The sequence below is a fragment of the Variovorax sp. Soil_C_39 genome (assembly GCF_057656815.1).
In genome coordinates, this window is the sequence record NZ_JBDGJQ010000011.1 from 106,112 (window position 1) to 122,716 (window position 16,605).

The 16,605-nt window shown below is 69.9% G+C and carries 18 protein-coding genes; 7 read left to right on the top strand and 11 right to left on the bottom strand.

What is annotated here, in order from left to right:
- Positions 1-34: 34 nt before the first annotated feature.
- Together AC3A6J_RS23460 and dtd are read left to right on the top strand one after the other, a co-directional pair.
- Positions 35-949: a cation diffusion facilitator family transporter gene (locus AC3A6J_RS23460; protein WP_487862407.1), complete on the top strand. Its 915-nt coding sequence runs from the start codon at positions 35-37 to the stop codon at positions 947-949.
- Positions 946-1,386, top strand: coding sequence for a D-aminoacyl-tRNA deacylase (dtd, locus tag AC3A6J_RS23465; RefSeq protein WP_487862408.1), 441 nt, complete (start codon positions 946-948; stop codon positions 1,384-1,386). The genes AC3A6J_RS23460 and dtd overlap by 4 nt, the downstream gene beginning before the upstream one ends.
- Before the next feature lie 19 nt (positions 1,387-1,405).
- On the opposite strand, the gene AC3A6J_RS23470 is transcribed toward dtd, so the two are convergent.
- From AC3A6J_RS23470 to AC3A6J_RS23480, 3 genes are read right to left on the bottom strand one after another with little or no spacing between them, the layout of a single operon-like run.
- Complete coding sequence (locus AC3A6J_RS23470) at positions 1,406-2,035, bottom strand: class I SAM-dependent methyltransferase (protein ID WP_487862409.1); 630 nt, start codon at positions 2,033-2,035, stop codon at positions 1,406-1,408.
- Between the two features lie 2 nt (positions 2,036-2,037).
- Complete coding sequence (gene ybeY, locus AC3A6J_RS23475) at positions 2,038-2,502, bottom strand: rRNA maturation RNase YbeY (protein WP_487862410.1); 465 nt, start codon at positions 2,500-2,502, stop codon at positions 2,038-2,040.
- Position 2,503: 1 nt separating this feature from the next.
- Positions 2,504-3,457 carry a PhoH family protein gene (locus AC3A6J_RS23480; RefSeq protein WP_487862411.1) on the bottom strand — a complete coding sequence of 318 codons (954 nt, stop codon included), beginning with the start codon at positions 3,455-3,457 and terminating at the stop codon, positions 2,504-2,506.
- A 20-nt stretch (positions 3,458-3,477) separates the two neighbouring features.
- Here AC3A6J_RS23480 and ruvA point away from each other — a divergent pair, with 20 nt between their 5' ends.
- A complete protein-coding gene (gene ruvA, locus AC3A6J_RS23485) occupies positions 3,478-4,050 on the top strand; it encodes a Holliday junction branch migration protein RuvA (RefSeq protein ID WP_487862412.1) in 573 nt (190 codons plus the stop codon).
- 12 nt (positions 4,051-4,062) lie between these two features.
- Here the strand turns inward: ruvA and AC3A6J_RS23490 are convergent, their stop codons facing one another.
- From AC3A6J_RS23490 to AC3A6J_RS23515, 6 genes are read right to left on the bottom strand one after another with little or no spacing between them, the layout of a single operon-like run.
- Positions 4,063-5,019 (bottom strand): phosphatidate cytidylyltransferase, encoded by a 957-nt coding sequence (locus AC3A6J_RS23490; RefSeq protein WP_487862413.1) that lies wholly within the window; start codon positions 5,017-5,019, stop codon positions 4,063-4,065.
- Positions 5,016-5,741: a lysophospholipid acyltransferase family protein gene (locus tag AC3A6J_RS23495; protein WP_487862414.1), complete on the bottom strand. Its 726-nt coding sequence runs from the start codon at positions 5,739-5,741 to the stop codon at positions 5,016-5,018. The genes AC3A6J_RS23490 and AC3A6J_RS23495 overlap by 4 nt, the downstream gene beginning before the upstream one ends.
- Positions 5,738-6,178, bottom strand: a complete 441-nt coding sequence (locus tag AC3A6J_RS23500; protein ID WP_487862415.1) for a hypothetical protein — start codon at positions 6,176-6,178, stop codon at positions 5,738-5,740. Before AC3A6J_RS23500 ends, AC3A6J_RS23495 begins: the two co-directional genes overlap by 4 nt.
- Positions 6,171-7,535, bottom strand: a complete 1,365-nt coding sequence (locus tag AC3A6J_RS23505) for a phosphatase PAP2/dual specificity phosphatase family protein (protein WP_487862416.1) — start codon at positions 7,533-7,535, stop codon at positions 6,171-6,173. The genes AC3A6J_RS23500 and AC3A6J_RS23505 overlap by 8 nt, the downstream gene beginning before the upstream one ends.
- A 7-nt stretch (positions 7,536-7,542) precedes the next feature.
- On the bottom strand, positions 7,543-9,339 hold the full coding sequence (locus AC3A6J_RS23510; protein ID WP_487862417.1) for a bifunctional alpha/beta hydrolase/class I SAM-dependent methyltransferase: 1,797 nt from the start codon (positions 9,337-9,339) through the stop codon (positions 7,543-7,545).
- Complete coding sequence (locus AC3A6J_RS23515) at positions 9,336-9,971, bottom strand: CDP-alcohol phosphatidyltransferase family protein (RefSeq protein WP_487862418.1); 636 nt, start codon at positions 9,969-9,971, stop codon at positions 9,336-9,338. Before AC3A6J_RS23515 ends, AC3A6J_RS23510 begins: the two co-directional genes overlap by 4 nt.
- 86 nt (positions 9,972-10,057) lie before the next feature.
- On the opposite strand from AC3A6J_RS23515, the gene ruvB reads away from it, so the two are divergent.
- From ruvB to AC3A6J_RS23530, 3 genes are all read left to right on the top strand, one after another.
- Positions 10,058-11,122 carry a Holliday junction branch migration DNA helicase RuvB gene (gene ruvB / locus AC3A6J_RS23520; protein ID WP_487862419.1) on the top strand — a complete coding sequence of 355 codons (1,065 nt, stop codon included), beginning with the start codon at positions 10,058-10,060 and terminating at the stop codon, positions 11,120-11,122.
- 9 nt (positions 11,123-11,131) lie between these two features.
- Positions 11,132-12,082 (top strand): CDF family Co(II)/Ni(II) efflux transporter DmeF, encoded by a 951-nt coding sequence (gene dmeF / locus AC3A6J_RS23525; RefSeq protein ID WP_487862420.1) that lies wholly within the window; start codon positions 11,132-11,134, stop codon positions 12,080-12,082.
- Positions 12,083-12,176: 94 nt separating this feature from the next.
- Positions 12,177-13,046 (top strand): UDP-2,3-diacylglucosamine diphosphatase, encoded by an 870-nt coding sequence (locus AC3A6J_RS23530; RefSeq protein ID WP_487862421.1) that lies wholly within the window; start codon positions 12,177-12,179, stop codon positions 13,044-13,046.
- A gap of 19 nt (positions 13,047-13,065) precedes the next feature.
- Here AC3A6J_RS23530 and AC3A6J_RS23535 read toward each other — a convergent pair whose 3' ends face one another.
- The gene (locus AC3A6J_RS23535; RefSeq protein ID WP_487862422.1) at positions 13,066-14,355 is read right to left on the bottom strand and encodes a c-type cytochrome; all 1,290 of its coding nucleotides are present in this window, start codon (positions 14,353-14,355) and stop codon (positions 13,066-13,068) included.
- Positions 14,352-15,074, bottom strand: coding sequence for a c-type cytochrome (locus AC3A6J_RS23540; protein WP_487862423.1), 723 nt, complete (start codon positions 15,072-15,074; stop codon positions 14,352-14,354). Before AC3A6J_RS23540 ends, AC3A6J_RS23535 begins: the two co-directional genes overlap by 4 nt.
- A gap of 97 nt (positions 15,075-15,171) precedes the next feature.
- Here AC3A6J_RS23540 and AC3A6J_RS23545 point away from each other — a divergent pair, with 97 nt between their 5' ends.
- A complete protein-coding gene (locus AC3A6J_RS23545) occupies positions 15,172-16,605 on the top strand; it encodes an aminotransferase-like domain-containing protein (RefSeq protein WP_487862424.1) in 1,434 nt (477 codons plus the stop codon).

Here is a 16,605-nt window from a genome sequence, read left to right on the forward strand (position 1 = left end):
TGATTTTTGTGGCTTCGCTCACTCCCGCCTCCGCATGAACCTCGCCCCGACGACCCTGCTGCGTGTTTCCATCGCCGTGGCGCTGGCCACGATCCTGCTGAAGGGGATGGCGGGGTACCTGACGAACTCGATGGGCCTGATCTCGGACGCCATGGAGTCGTTCGTCAATCTCGCCAGCGCGATGTTCGCCCTGGCGATGGTGACGGTCGCCGCTCGGCCGGCCGATGAAGACCATCCCTACGGCCACCACAAGGCCGAGTACTTCTCGTCGGGATTCGAGGGCATCCTGATCGTCGGCGCGGCGGCCGCGATCCTCTGGGTCTCGGTGGAGCGGCTGCTTTCACCGCAGCCGCTCGAGCAATTGGGATGGGGCCTGGCGCTGTCGGTGCTCAGCTCGGTCTTCAACGCGGCGCTGGCCTTCGTGCTGTTCCGCGCAGCGCGCATGCACCGGTCGATTGCGCTCGAAGCCGATGCGCGGCACCTGATGACCGACGTGTGGACCTCCGCCGCGGTGCTGATCGGCCTCGTCGCGGTGCATTTCAGCGGCTGGCTCTGGCTCGATCCGCTGTTGGCGATCGGCGTGGCGCTCAACATCGTGCGCGAAGGCGTCAAGCTGGTGTGGCGATCGTCGCAGGGGCTGATGGACGAGGCGCTGGACGCCGACACCATCGCCACGCTGCAGGCCACGATCGGCGGGTTCGCCGCACGCCAGCCCGAAGGCGCACGCATGCGCTTCGACGACATGGTGACGCGCCAGGCAGGTCAGCGCCGCTTTGCCGACCTGCACATGCATGTGCCCGGCGAGTGGACGCTGCAGCATGCCGCGGCCATGCGCGACCAGCTCGAGCAGGCGCTGATGGATGCCGTGCCGGGCCTGCGCGTGACCATCCAGCTGCTGCCGCTCGGCATGGAGGCGCGCGCCAACCGACTCGAGGAGAAGAACGCATGAAGGTTGTGGTGCAGCGCGTGGCGCGCGCACGCGTGGAAATCGGCGGCGAGGTCGTGGGTGCGATCGATGCCGGCCTGCTCGTGCTGCTGTGTGCCGAGCGCGGCGACGGCGAGGCGCAGGCCGACCGGCTGCTTGCCAAGCTGCTGAAACTGCGCATCTTCTCCGACGAGACCGGCAAGATGAACCGCAGCGTCCAGGACATCGGCGGCGGCCTGCTTGTGGTGAGCCAGTTCACGCTGGCGGCCGACGTGAGCGGCGGCAACCGCCCCAGCTTCACCCAGGCGGCGGCGCCCGACGAGGGCCGGCGGCTCTATGCGTACTTCGTGGCCCAGGCCCGCGCGGCGCATCCGGTGGTGGCCACGGGCGAGTTCGGCGCCGACATGCAGGTGCACCTGGTCAACGACGGACCGGTGACGATCCCGATCCAGATGAACTGAGGCGCCGGCCGGGCCGGTGTCAGGCGGGTTCCGGTGCGCGCCGCAGCGCCGCTTCCCAGAGCACCTTGGGGAATTCGTAGCGCATGACGGTGCGCTCCTCGAGCCCAATCCATTCCCATCCCGAGGCGAACATCCGTTCCACGGCGTCGCGATCGAAGAAGCGCTTGTCCCAGCCGTCGACGCGCAGGAAATACGGGTCGTCGGGGTCGATGCGCGGATGGTCGCCGCCGGCGCCATGGTGCACGTCCTGCACCGAATTCAGGCGACACAGCAGCAGCCCGCCCGGCCTGAGTACCTGGCGGATGCGCGCGGCGAGCGCGAGCGTCTCGGGCCAGCTGAAATAGTGCAGCGACAGGCTTGCGAGCACGGCACCGACCTCGCCCGGGGCGCGTTCGCCTACGGGGAAGGGCGCGCGCAGGTCCTGCAGATGGAAAGCCGCGCCGGCCGGCACGCGTTCGCGCGCCTGGTCGATCTGCGTGGGCAGCAGTTCGATCGCCACCACGGGCAGTCCGGCCGCCGCCAGCACCTCGGTGTCGCGCCCGGTGCCGCAGCCGAGTTCGAGCACGGGCGCGCCGCCCGCGGCCTGCACGCTCGTCTGCAGCAGCGGCAGCCAGCGCGGCAGCCAGTCGTCGGGCGTGCCCTGCAGCATGCTCAGCGCCCGCCGCGGTAGGGATTGCGGATGCCCAGCCCCGCGAGGATCTCGATCTCGCGTGCTTCCATGGCCTCGGCATCGGCCTCGCCGGTCTCGTGGTCCCAGCCTTGCGCATGCAGCGTGCCGTGCACGAGCAGGTGCGCATAGTGCGCGGCGAGCGTCTTGCGTTCGGCCTTCGCCTCGGCGGCGACCACCGGCGCGCACAGCACCAGATCGGCCATCACCAGGGGGCGCTGGGTGTAGTCGAAGGTCAGCACGTTGGTGGCGTAGTCCTTGCCGCGAAACTCGCGGTTCAGGCGCTGGCCCTCGTCGGCATCGACGACGCGGACCGTGATCTCGCCGTCGGTCTCGAGCGCGTGTCGGATCCAGCGTGTCACCGCATGGCGCGGCAATGCGGCGCGGTGCCGTTCGACACCCTGGAAGCGGCCGAACTGCAGTGACAGCGACAGTGCGGGAAGCGCCATGTCAGCCGCCCGCGCGCTTGCGCTGGCCGTCGTAGGCGTCGACGATCTTGGCCACCAGCGGATGCCGTACCACGTCGACGCTCGTGAAATGCGTGATCGCGATGCCGTTGACGCGCTTGAGCACGCGCTCGGCGTCGATCAGGCCGCTCAGCTGTTGCTTGGGCAGGTCGATCTGGCTCACGTCGCCCGTGACCACGGCCTTGGCGCCGAAGCCGATGCGGGTCAGGAACATCTTCATCTGCTCGGGCGTGGTGTTCTGCGCCTCGTCGAGGATCACGAAGGCGTTGTTGAGCGTGCGCCCGCGCATGAAGGCCAGCGGCGCGATCTCGAGCGCGTTGCGCTCGAAGGCCTTCTGCACCTTCTCGAAGCCCATCAGGTCGTAGAGCGCGTCGTACAGCGGGCGCAGGTAGGGATCGACCTTCTGCGTCAGGTCGCCGGGCAGGAAGCCGAGCCGCTCGCCGGCCTCCACCGCCGGGCGCGTGAGCACGATGCGCTGTACCGCGGCGCGCTCCAGCGCATCGACTGCGCAGGCCACCGCGAGGTAGGTCTTGCCGGTGCCGGCCGGACCGATGCCGAAGGTGATGTCGTGCTTGGCGATGTTGTCGAGGTACAGCGCCTGCGTGGGCGTGCGTGCGCGCAGGTCGGTACGCCGGGTCACGAGCATCGCCGCGTCTTCGTCGCCACCCGTCATCGAGCCGTCGCCGGCCAGCGTGAGCTGCACCACGGCGGGGTCGATCGGGCGCTGGGCGATCTCGTAGAGCGCCTGCAGCACGTCCATCGCACGCTGCGCGGCCGCCTTGGGGCCGTCGATCTTGAACTGCTCGTGGCGGTGCGCGATCTTCACGCCCAAGGCTTCCTCGATGCGGCGCAGGTGCGCGTCGAGCGGGCCGCAGAGGTGGCCGAGGCGCGTGTTGTTGGGCGGGGAGAAGGTGTGTCGCAGAATCACGCCGGACATTTCAAGGAAAAAGGGCTCCCATGATAGGCAAACTCACCGGCATCCTGGCGGAGCGTAATCCGCCCCAGGTGGTCGTGGACTGCAACGGCGTCGGCTACGAGGTCGACGTGCCGATGAGCACGTTCTACAACCTGCCGAACGTCGGCACGAAGGTGTCGCTGCTCACGCATTTCGTGGTGCGCGAGGACGCGCAGATTCTCTACGGTTTCGGCAGCGCCGAGGAGCGTGCGGCGTTTCGGCAACTCATCAAGATCACGGGCGTGGGCCCGCGCACCGCGCTCGGCGTGCTCTCCGGCATGAGCGTGGGCGAGCTGTCGCAGGCCATCACCACGCAGGAGCTCGGCCGGCTCGTGAAGATCCCGGGCATCGGCAAGAAGACCGCCGAGCGGCTGCTGCTCGAGCTCAAGGGCAAGCTCGGCGCCGACATCGGCCTGCCGGCCCACGCGGCGAGCGATGCGCAGGCCGACATCCTGCAGGCGCTGATCGCGCTCGGCTACAGCGACAAGGAGGCGGCGCTGGCGCTCAAGGCGCTGCCCAAGGACGCGAGCGTGAGCGAAGGCATCAAGCTTGCGCTGAAGGCGCTTGCCAAATAGGCTTTGAAGCCTTCAAGGCACCCACCAGTAGCGCAGCGCATGAAAGTACACCGGCGCCGCGAAGATCACCGAATCGAGCCGGTCGAGCATGCCGCCATGGCCCTCGATCATCGATCCCCAGTCCTTCACGCCGCGGTCGCGCTTGATGGCCGACATGACCAGGCCGCCAAAGAAGCCCATGAGGCAGACGGTCAGCGAGATCAGCGCCGCCTGCCACGGGTTGAATGGCGTGGCCCACGAGAGCGCGGCGCCGAGCGCGGTGGCGCTCGCGACGCCGCCGACCAGGCCCTCCCAGGTCTTGGACGGCGACAACTCGGGCGCGACCTTGCGCTTGCCGAAGAGCTTGCCCCACACGTACTGCAGCACGTCGCTGCCCTGCACCACGATCACGAGGAAGGCGATCAAGAGCAGGTTGCGGCCCTCGAAGCCCGGAATCTGCAGCGTGAGCAGCGCGGGCACGTGGCTGATGCAGAACACGCACACCATCAGGCCCCACTGGATTTTCGAGGTGCGTTCGAGAAAGCGCTGCGTGTCGCCGCCCACCGCCGCGAGGATCGGCAGCACCAGGAAGGCATACACCGGAATGAAGATCGAATAGAGGCCGTACCACTCGATCCACACCAGGAAATACTGCACCGGCAGGCCGATGTAGAACGCCGCCGCGATCGCATGGTGGTCGCCGCGGCGCGTGTAGGCAAGGCTGATGAACTCGCGCAGCGCATAGAACGAGATCAGGTAGAACAGCACGATCACGCCGCCCTTGCCGAAGGCGAACGCCAGCCCGATCGCCGCGACCATCACCCACCAGGCGTTGACGCGTGCATTGAGGTTGTCGATCACCGAATGGGGCTGGCCGTGCGCCACGCGCCATTTCAGCGCGGCGCCGATGGCCGAGGCGAGCAGCAGCACGCCGAGCACGCCGCCGAAGAGCTGCATCGTGGTCTGCGCAAAAGGCGGAAGGTCGATCATGCGGCGCTCCCGGTGGCGTTTTCGGTTGTGCTGTTCTCGGCCCGGTCGTATTCGGGCCGCAGGTCGAGCATCGCGGCGCGGGCGCGCGTGAGAAAGCTCGCCTTGTCCTCGTCCTCGCCCAGCACGAGGGGTGCGCCGTAGCGCACGGTGCAGGCCAGCGGGATCGGCACCAGCGTGCCCTTGGGCAACACGCGCTTCAGGTTCTCGATCCAGACCGGCACGAGCCGCACATCGGGACAGGCGCGCGCCAGGTGGTAGAGGCCGCTCTTGAGCGGCAGCAGGATTTCGTCGCCGGTGTTGCGCGTGCCCTCGGGAAACATGATGAGCGAATCGCCGGCATCGAGTGCGGCCTTCATCTGCTCGACCGGGTTCTCGCCCTGGCCCGTGCCGTCGCGCCGGATCATCAGCGCGTTGAACACGTCGCGGCCGATGAACTGCCGCAGCTTCGAGGCCATCCAGTAGTCGAGGCCCGCCACCGGCCGCGTGAGCGCGCGCAGGTCCGGCGGCAGCGTCGCCCACAGCAGCACGAAGTCGCCGTGGCTCGTGTGGTTGGCGAAGTAGAGCGTCTGCTCGGCCCTGGGACTCGTGCCCGACCAGATCGCGCGCACGCCGGTCAAGAGGCCCGCCGCGCCGATGATCAGCTTGCCGGCCACCAGCGCGAGCGCGCGGCGCACGATGCCGCCCGCGGAGGAAGAAGGGGAGGGGATTGCGTCGTCGTTCAAGTGAAGTCCTGTGTCAGGAGGGCGAGCAGGAACAGCGCGCTCTGGCAGGCCACCACGATGGCGTGGCGCTGCAACAACTGGCGGGTGCCTTGCAGACGGTCGGCCAGCGGCCGCGCGGTGGTGGTCGCGGTGGCGGTGCGCAGGCCAAGCCGCTCAAGGGCCTGGTCGAGCGCGTCGAGCGATGCGATGGCGCCGCGCGCGAGGTCGTCGAACAGCGCACGGTCGAGCCGCAGCCGGAACGCGAAATAACGCTCGAGCGCGCCGAGGATCGCCACGGCCCCGAAGGCCAAGCCCGGCGTGGCCGGCAGCGAGCGCAGCGTGAGCGCGAGCACCAGGGCCGAGATCGCGGTCAGTGCAATACCCCATGCCGCGAGCACGCCGCCCGCACGCAGCAGGCCCGCGAGCGCGCTGCAGGTGGCGCGGTCGGCGTCATTCATGGGGCGGTGCGCCCGGGGCGGTGAGGGTGACGGGCGCCGCGTCGAGCGGCGCGAGCGCCACGAACCAGGCCGGCCGCAGCACGATCTGGGGCCGCGCGCGGCGCACCGCGGCCTCGGCTTGCGCCATGCCGCCCGCGTCGCCATGGCCGCCGAGCCAGGCGATCACCGCGGCCGCGCTGCGCGAAAAGCCGAGGGCGCAGCAGACCCACACCGGTGCGCCCGGTTCCGCACGCCGCTGCCCCTCGATGACGGCCGCCGCACGCCGCAGCCGCGCCGTGGGCGGCGCGACGAGGTCGAGCATCGGCACGCAGCGCGCATGCGGCAGCGCCGGTGGCAGTTGCAGCTCGGCGCACAGGCTCACGAGCCGCGGGCGGCCGGCGGCTTCCCATTCGTCCGGCGATGGCACGCGGCCCAGCCAGAGTCCCGGCACCACCTCCGCCGCGGCGGGCAGCCTGCGCGTCCAGAGCCAGGCGTTGACGGCCGCGCCGAGCCGGTAGGGCGCGAACAGCCAGCGTGCGGCCCAGCCCATGCGCCCACGGCCGTCGATCTGGAACCCGCGCGCACCGAAACCGGCGTAGTTGAGCGCCACCAGCGCGAGCGAAGCAGCCGGCCACGCCAGCCACAGCCCGAAGCCGCCGAGCCACAGTGCCAGCACCAGGCACGCCAGTGCGCCCGCGGCATAGAAGCCCGCGAGCTTCCAGCGCTGCGGATCGCGTGCGAGGCGCCAGGCGCGCGGCATCGACACCGTGCGCGAAAGTGGCCACAGCCAGATGCAGAACAGGCCGAGCAGCGCGCCCGTCGGAATGTCGATGAAGTGGTGCTGCCAGGTGGTCAGCACCGAGGCACAGATCGCGAAGGCCCAAAGATGCAGCACCCACCGCGCCCACGTCGCGCGCACGAACTGGCGGTACCAGTCCCAGAGGATCACCGCCAGCGCAATGTGCAGCGACGGCGCCTGGTTGTAGGGCTGGTCGAAGCCGCGCAGCGCCTCGAACAGGAAGGCCGGTGCGCCCGCTACCGCGGGCTGCCCGAAGCTGAAGTGCAGCGGCCAGAGCACGAAGCAGCTGCAGGCCACGAGCGTGGCCGTGAGGAGCCGGGCGCCATGGCGGTCGAGCGTGTGGCGGTCGCGCGCGAGAAACAGCGAGAGCGCGTAGAAAACGTTGATGGTCCAGTACGGAAAGATCGTCCAGGGCCAGAACGGCACCTGCCGCTCCCAGTCGAAGACCATCGACGGCACCTGGGCGCGCGTGGTGGCCCACCAGTTCGCGAGGCCGTAGGTCAGGTAGAACAGCGGACCGAGCACCGCAAGCCATGCGGCGGCCCGCTTCCACGGTCTTGCGGCGAACCAGGCGCGCATGGCGGGTTCAGTGGCCGGTGCGCACCGCGAGCGAGACGGTGAAGATGCCCCACTCGTCCACGCGCTGGTCGATCTTGCGGAAGCCCGCTTCTTCCACCAGCTGGTCCATCTCGGCCTGCGTGCGGCGGCGCATTACCCAAGCCTCACCCTGGCGGTGGCTCGTGAGCGCGCGCGCGATCATCTCGAGCTGCGGATGCCAGGGTTGTCCGGTGTAGACGAGGTAGCCGCCGTCTTCCACCGCATCGCCCACGCCCGCGAGCGAGCGCTGCACCATCTCGTTGTCGGGAAAGAGCTCGTACAGGCCCGACACCACCGCCAGCGTCGGCCGCGGCACCACGCTCGCGAGGCTCAGGCGGTCGAAGGCGTCGGCCTGCACGAACTGCGCTACGTCCTCCAGCCCCTTCTCGGCGATCAGCGCGCGGCCGTCGCGTACGTTGATTTCGCTGTAGTCGCGCAGCAGGACCGACGCGGCCTTGATCGGGCTCGCCAACACCGCGTCGAGCACGTAGCGGCCGTGGCCCGCGGCGATGTCCATCAGGCGCACCTCGCGGTGCATCTCGGCCAGCCGCTCCATCGCGATGCGCAGCAGCTCCTCGACGTGGACCTTGCGCTGGCGGATGCCGCGCCAGCCGATGGCGTCGAGGTAGTTGCGGTCGATCGTGCGGCCCAGCGCGCCCTTGCCGCGCGCCTGGTTGCGGTAGACGTAGTCGAGCGTGCTGCCCGAGTCGAAGCCGGTGTCGTGACCGAGCCGCACGCCATCGGACACCTTGCCGCCAAAGCGCAGTCCCGCGCGCGTGAGCGACCAGTACAGCCCGCGCGGCGAGAGCGGCGGCAGCGGCTCGGCGAGCGCGCGCGACTCGTCGGCGGTCGGGCCGGCGAGGTGCGCGGCGCGCAGGTCGACCGGCGCCGGCGCCTCGTCGAACAGCTGCAGCACGAACGCGCGGATCGCCTGCACCGCCGGCGCGCGGTCGCGCTCGCCCAGCGTGTCGTGAAAGAAGCCGGGCAGCTCCAGCTTGGTCTTGACCGCGCTGCCGAGCTTCTCGAAGAAGCGGTGCTGCGGTTGGTGGTGCACCACCCAGTCGGCGCCCGAGATCAGCAGCTGCACCGGCTGCGTGATCGCCTGCGCGTCGGCCACCACGCGGTCGGCCGCCTCGTACAGCCCGAGCAGGATGTTGACGGCGATCGGCCGCGAGATGAGCGGATCGTTCTCGTAGCTCGCGATGCGCTCCGGGTCGTGCGTGAGGAACTTCGCCTTCACGTAGCTGTTGACGAAGAACAGCCCGCGCAGCTTGTGCATCAGCGCCAGCCCGGGCCGCGCGAACGGCGCGTAGAGCTTGACCTTGAAGGCCGGCGAGGCCAGCGTGAGCCCGCGCACCCTGGGCGCGTAGTCGTGGGCCCAGGTGGCGACGAGCACCGCGCCCACGCTCTGCGCCACCACATGGATGTCGGCCTCGGCCACGCCGTGCGACCGTCCGATGTGCTGGACGAAGGTCTGCACGTCGCGCACCGAGGTGGCGAAGCTCGGGCTGTAGCCGCGCTGGCCGGGCGAGCGGCCGTGGCCGCGCGCGTCCCAGGCGAAGAAGTCGAAATCGGGCAGGTCGAGCTCGTCGACCAGGTGCGCCATGCGCGCGCCGTGCTCGTGGCCGCGGTGGAACAGCACGATCGCGCCGCGCCGCGCACCGCCGCCCGTGGCGGGCCAGTGCCGGTAGAACAGCGTCTCGCCGTCGTGTGTGCGGAACTGGTGCTCGGCCAGTGGCCGGTGCGTCACGGCGAAAGGCGTCGTGTCGTGGAGGGGTTCGGTCATTGATTCCTTGTTGTTTGGGGGGACGGGGCCGTTTCGGCCTCGGCCAGGGCGCGCCGCACGCGGTTGGCCACGGTCCAGGCCACCAGCAGCGCCAGCACCGGCATGAGCCAGGCCGTCCAGCCCGGCAGCGGCCCGCCGAGAGCGACGTAGAGCCCGAGCGCGCCGAACACGAAGGCGCGGTCGCTCTTGCCGAGCGGGCCGTCGTAGCGGCGCGAGGCGCCCACGGTGGGACCGAGCGCGCCGGCGAATTCGCTGAGCCCGGCCAGCACGATCACCGTGCCGACCCAGAACGGGCTGAACGGCACCACCAGCGCGAACGGCAGGTACAGCGCGGCGTCGGAGACCACGTCGGTCAGTTCGTTGAGGAAGGCGCCGAGCCGGCTTTGCTGTCCGTGCTCGCGTGCCAGCATGCCGTCGACGGCATTGAAGGCCATGCGCACGGCCATCCAGGCCGGCACCAGCCCGAAGGCCGCGAGCGAGGGCGCCGCGAAGAAAAGCCAGAGCCCGAGCACGACCGACACCGCGCATGCCGCAAGCGTGACCTGGTTGGCGGTCACGCCCAGCGCGTGCAGCCGTACCACCAGCGGCCGCAGCAGCGCCTGGAAGCGCGGCTTCAGTTCGTAGATCGACACGTGCAGGCTTCTCCTCGCTTGTGATGTGGCCGGAGCATTCTGCCAGTGTGGCAGGCACTAAACTTGACTTCGCAGACCTCTATTCAATGACCATCCAGACCGACGATTTCGCCCCCGCCCCGCCTCGCGTGGTGTCCGCCGCCCCGGCTTCGCCGCAGGAAGAGGCCATCGAGCGCGCGCTGCGCCCGAAGCTGCTGGACGAATACGTCGGCCAGGCCAAGGTGCGCGAGCAGCTCGAAATCTTCATCGGCGCGGCGCGCAAGCGCAAGGAAGCGCTCGACCACGTGCTGCTGTTCGGCCCGCCCGGCCTCGGCAAGACCACGCTGTCGCACATCATCGCGGCCGAACTCGGCGTGAACCTGCGCCAGACCTCCGGCCCGGTGCTCGAGAAGCCCAAGGACCTTGCGGCCCTCTTGACCAACCTCGAGCCCAACGACGTGCTCTTCATCGACGAGATCCACCGCCTGAGCCCCGTGGTCGAGGAAATCCTCTATCCCGCGCTGGAGGACTACCAGATCGACATCATGATCGGCGAGGGCCCCGCGGCGCGCAGCATCAAGCTCGACCTGCAGCCCTTCACGCTGGTGGGCGCCACCACGCGCGCCGGCATGCTCACCAACCCGCTGCGCGACCGCTTCGGCATCGTTGCGCGGCTGGAGTTCTACACGCCCGAGGAACTCGCGCGCATCGTGCGCCGCAGCGCCAGCCTGCTCAAGGTCGAGACCGACGAAACGGGCGGCTTCGAGATCGCACGCCGCTCGCGCGGCACGCCGCGGATCGCCAACCGCCTGCTGCGGCGCGTGCGCGACTATGCCGAGGTGAAGGGCGACGGCCGCATCACCGAAGACATCGCCCACAAGGCGCTCGCCATGCTCGACGTCGATCCGCAGGGCTTCGACCTGATGGACCGCAAGCTGCTCGAGGCCGTCATCCATCGCTTCGACGGCGGCCCGGTGGGGCTGGACAACGTGGCGGCCAGCATCGGCGAGGAGCGCGACACCATCGAGGACGTGATCGAGCCCTACCTGATCCAGCAGGGCTACCTGCAGCGCACGCCGCGCGGGCGCATCGCCACGCTGGCGGCCTACCGCCATCTCGGCGTGACCCCGCCCTCGAGCCGCGCCGAAGGGCAAGACCTGTTTGGCATCTGAGATTTCCCCATGCATACCCATGACCTGAGCGCCTGGCAGCACGATCACCATTTCGGCGCCGGCAACGAATCGGCCGAGCGCAGTACGCGGCTCGTGATGTGGATCACCTTCGCGGCCATGGTGGTCGAGATCGGCGCGGGCTGGTGGTTCAACTCCATGGCGCTGCTGGCCGACGGCTGGCACATGAGCTCGCATGCGCTGGCGATCGGGCTCAGCGCGTTCGCCTATGCGGCCGCGCGGCGCTACGCCCGCGACCCGCGCTTTGCGTTCGGCACCTGGAAGATCGAGGTGCTCGGCGGCTTCGCGAGCGCGCTGATGCTGCTGGGCGTGGCCGCGCTGATGGTCGTGGGCTCGATCGAGCGCCTGCTGTCGCCTTCGGTCATCCACTACCGCGAAGCCGTGGCGGTGGCGGTGCTCGGGCTGGTGGTCAACCTGGTCTGCGCGCGGCTGCTCGGGGCGGCGCACCACCACGGGCATGGCCACGACCATGCGCACGGCCACGATCACGGCCATGAACATGGCCACGACCTGAACCTGCGCTCCGCCTACCTGCATGTGGTGGCCGATGCCGCCACCTCGGTGCTGGCGATCGCGGCGCTGCTCGGCGGATGGTTCTTCGGCTGGTCCTGGCTCGACCCGCTGATGGGCATCGTCGGCGCGGTGCTGGTGTCCATCTGGGCCAGGGGCCTGCTGAAGGAGACCGGCAAGGTGCTGCTCGACCGCGAGATGGACCATCCGGTCACCGCGGAGATCCGCGACGGCGTGGAGACGATGCTGGCCGATTCGCACACCCGCGTGGCCGACCTGCACGTCTGGCGCGTCGGCCGCGAGGCCTATGCCTGCGCGCTCACCGTGGTGACGCACTCGCCCACGCTCTCGGCCGACGAGGTGCGGGCCTGCTTCTCGATGCACGAGGAAATCCGTCACTCCACCGTCGAGATCCAGCGCTGCAAAAGCTAGCTGAGCGCGGCGGCGTTGCCGCCAGCACACACGTCACCAAAACGTCACGCCAGCGCCATCGCGCGGTCACGCCGCGGTGGGAGCCTACCCGTCCATGCAACGCGACGACGCTTTCCTTCGCGCATGGCGCGACACCGCGACCCTGGGCCCCGAGCCGGAGGACGACGATCCCGCGCGGGCGCCGCTGCGCTATCGCACGCTCTGGATCTCCGACCTGCACCTGGGCACGCCCGGCTGCCAGGCCCGGGCGCTGCTCGACTTCCTGAAGCACACCGAGTGCGAGACGCTGTTCCTGGTCGGCGACATCATCGACGGCTGGCAGCTCAAGCGGAACTGGTACTGGCCGCAGGCACACAACGACGTGATCCAGAAGCTCCTGCGCAAGGCGCGCAAGGGCACGCGCGTCATCTTCATTCCGGGCAACCATGACGAGTTCGCGCGCAAGTACCTGAACCACAACTTCGGCGGCATCGACGTGGCCGAGGAGTGGATCCACGAGACCGCCGACGGCCGCAAGCTCTGGATCATCCACGGCGACCTGTTCGACGGCGTGATCCAGTGCGCCAAGTGGCTCGCGCACGTGGGCGATTCGCTCTACGAGTTCACGCTCAAGCTCAACCGCTATCTCAATTCGCTGCGCGCGCGAATGGGGCTGCCGTACTGGTCGCTGTCGAAATACCTCAAGGGCAAGGTCAAGCGCGCCGTGAGCTACGTCGGCGACTTCGAAAGCGCCGTCGCGCGCGAGGCCCGCAAGCGCGGCGTGCAGGGCGTGGTCTGCGGCCACATCCACCATGCCGAGATGCGTGACATCGACGGCATCCTCTACTGCAATGACGGCGACTGGGTCGAGAGCCTCACCGCACTGGCCGAGCATGCCGACGGCACGCTCGAGATCATCGACTGGGCACAGCACATGCCGGTGCCGGTGAAGGCCGGCGCACCGCGCGAGCCGGCGGTGGCCTGAAGCCAACAAAGAGCTGCGCTCAGCGTCGCATCGTGTCGAGCTGGGTCACTGGGGCGCTGTCGTTGCCCCACGATCCGCGGATGAAGGTCAGCACCGCCGCCACGTCCGATGCATCGAGTTCCTGCCCGAACGGCGGCATGCCGTAGGGGCGCGGATTGCCCGTCGTGGCCGGCAGGTAGCCGCCATGGGCGATCACCTGGATCAGGTTCGTCGGCTGTGCCATGTTCACCGCGCGGTTGCCTGCGAGCGCCGGAAACGCGCCCGGCGAACCCTGGCCCTGGTCGCCGTGGCAATACGCGCAGCGCTGGTCGTAGATGCGCTCGCCGCGCGCCATCGTCGTGGCGTCGCGGCGCACGGAGGCGGTTGCGGCGGGCGCGGTGGCGGGCTGTGCCGGCGCGCCGGGCAGGTCCTTGAGGTAGCTGGCCATCGCGGCCAGGTCGGCATCGTTCAGGTGCTGCGTGCTGCGGAACACCACCTCGGCCATCGGTCCCATCACCGAGCCGCGCGGCGCCACGCCGGTCTTGAGCAGCGCGACCACGTCGGCCGCCGGCCAGTCGGTAACGCCGGCTTCGTGCGGATCGGTGAGCGACGGCGCATACCAGCCTTCGCCCGCGATCAGCCCGCCCGACAGCCCCAGCGCCGTCTGCGTGGCGCCGAGCGAATCGCGCGGGCCGTGGCAGGCGATGCAGTGGCCCAGGCCGCCCACCAGGTAGGCACCGCGGTTCCACTCGGCGGGCTTGCCCGCATCGGGCACGAAGGTCTCGGGCTTGAACGAGAGCGCCCGCCACACCGCCAGCGCCGCCTGCGTGTCGTACGGAAAGCGCAGCCTGTGGGGCCGGTTCGGCACCGCGGCGGGCGGCAGGCTCTGCAGGTAGGCGTAGATCGCATCCGAGTCCTCGCGCGTGACCTGCGTGAAGTTCGGGTACGGAAACGCGGGATACAGCAGCCGGCCGTCCTTGCTGCGGCCGTTGTGCATCGCGCGCCAGAAATGCGCGCTGCTCCAGCCGCCGATGCCGGCTTCGGCGTCGGGCGTGAGGTTGCTCGAATAGATCGCGCCGAACGGCGTCTCGATCGCCAGCCCGCCCGCATAGGCCTGGCCGCCGGCCGTCGTGTGGCAGCCGGCGCAGTTGCCTGCCAGCGTCAGGTAGCGCCCGCGCTCCACGCGTTGCGGTGTCGCCTGGAAATTCTCTTCGGCCTGCGCCGGCAGCGGGTCTTCGCCGCGCAGGTTCAGCGCCACGATGCCGCCGGCCGCAGCGCCGGCCAGCAAGGCCAGCACCAGCAGCGCCCATCCCAGGTGGCGCCACTTCATGGGTGCCTCGCTTCGGCACCGCCGCAGGCCATCGGCAGCGGGGCGGGCAGCGCGGCGGCGGGCTTCGGATCGGCTGGCATGGGCTGCACCGCGAGCCAGCTTGCGACGGCATTGACGTCAGCCGTCGTCATGCGCCGGCCGATCTCTGCCATGCAGTCGGGCGCGAGCGCATGCCGATCGCTCGTGAGCCAGGCGCCGAGCTGCGACGACACATAGAGCCGCGGCAGGCCGAGCAGGCCCGGGATGGCCGGCTGCACGCCCGTGAGCGCCGCGCCGTGGCATTGCACGCAAGCCGGGATGCGGCGCGCCGCATCGCCCTCGAGCGCCAGCTGCCGGCCGCGTTCGAGCTGTGCGGGCGTGGCGTCGCTCGTCGGAGGCACCGGCGGATAGGGCAGGTCGAGGTTGGCGAAGTAGGTCGCCATTTCCATCAGGTAGTCGTCGGTGAGGTGCTGCACCATGTAGCGCATGTCGGCATTGAAGCGCCGGCCGTCGCGGAAGCTGCGCAGCTGGTTGAACAGGTAGCCCGCGGGCTTGCCCGCCAGGCGCGGAAAGTAGCCGGCGTTGCTCGTGGCGCCGACGCGGCCGTGGCAGGCGATGCAGGCGGCCACGCGGCGTTCCATGTCGTTGAGAGGGGGGCTTTCGAGGGGTGCTGCGCCAGCGCTGCCATGCCCGAGCAGCAGCACGAGAGCCGCGCTTGCCGCGCGCATGAAATAGGACATGCATCGACTGTGCACCAAGCCGGCGTGAAAAAACAGATGCAGATCCGGCGCAAATCACCGGCGCAGATAAAGTCGTGGCCCAAGCCCCATCTTTTCCATGAAGCGCTACGAAGCCCTTGCCGCCGACATCGAGGCCTCGATCCGCGGCGGCACCCTCAAGACCGGCGACCGCCTGCCCTCGGTGCGGCACACCGGCGAAAGCCGCGGCGTGAGCGCGTCGACCGTGTTCCAGGCCTACTACCTGCTCGAGGCGCGCGGCCTCGTGCGTGCGCGCGACCGCTCAGGCTACTACGTCACCGGCGGCGGCGCGCGCGACGTTCCGCCCGAGGCCAACCTCACCTCGCGCCCCGCGGGCGGACCGAGATCGCTCGACGTGAGCGACCAGGTGTTCGAGATCCTCGAAGCCAGCATGTCGCGCCAGGTGGTGCCGTTCGGTTCGGCGTTCCCGAGCCCGCTGCTGTTTCCGCTCGCGCGGCTGGGGCAGTTCATGGCCGCGAGCGCCAAGTCGCTCGACCCCTGGCGCACCGTCGATGACCTCACGCCCGGCAGCGCGGCCCTGCGCCGCCAGATCGCGCTGCGCTACCTGGGCGACGGCATGCAGGTGCCGGTCGACGAGATCGTCGTCACCAACGGCGCGCTCGAGGCGCTGAATCTCTGCCTCGCGGCCGTCACGCGGCCCGGCGATGCAGTCGTCGTCGAATCGCCGACCTTCTATGCGGCGCTGCAGGCCCTCGAGCGCATGGGCCTGCGCGCCATCGAGGTGCCCACGCACCCGGGCGAGGGCATCGACCTGGACGCGCTCGAACTCGCCATCGCGGCGCACCGGCCCAGCGCCTGCTGGCTCATGACCACCTTCCAGAATCCGCTCGGCAGCCTCATGCCCGATGCGAAGAAGAAAGCGCTGGTCGAACTGCTCGCGCGGCATGCGGTGCCGCTGATCGAGGACGACGTCTATGCCGAGCTCTACTTTGGCGACCGCCGCCCGCCGCCGGCCAAGGCCTTCGACACCGAGGGCTTGGTGCTGCATTGCAGCTCGTTCTCGAAATGCCTCGCACCGGGCTACCGCATCGGCTGGGCGTCGGCCGGCCGCTTCGCGCGCGCGGTGGCGCGGCTCAAGCTCACGACCACGCTCAGCACCTCGGTGCCCTCGCAGCTCGCGCTGGCCGGCTACCTCGAGAAGGGCGGCCTCGACAAGCACCTGCGCAAGCTCCGCCAGGTGCTGGCCGTGCAGCAGGCGAGCTTCTCGCAAGCGCTGGGCCGCTACTTTCCCGCGGGCACGCGCGCCACGCGGCCGCTCGGCGGCTACTTCCTGTGGGTCGAGCTGCCGGCCCAGGTCGATGCGCTCGCGATCCACCGGCAGGCGCTCGAGCTCGGCATCAGCGTCGCGCCGGGGCCGATCTTCTCGGCCACGCGCGGCTTCGCGCATTGCCTGCGCCTCAATTACGGCCATGCGTGGAATGCGCAGAGCGAGAAGGCGATGCAAACGCTCGGCCGCCTCGTGACCGAAGCCGCCGGCAAGGCGGCGCCCTGA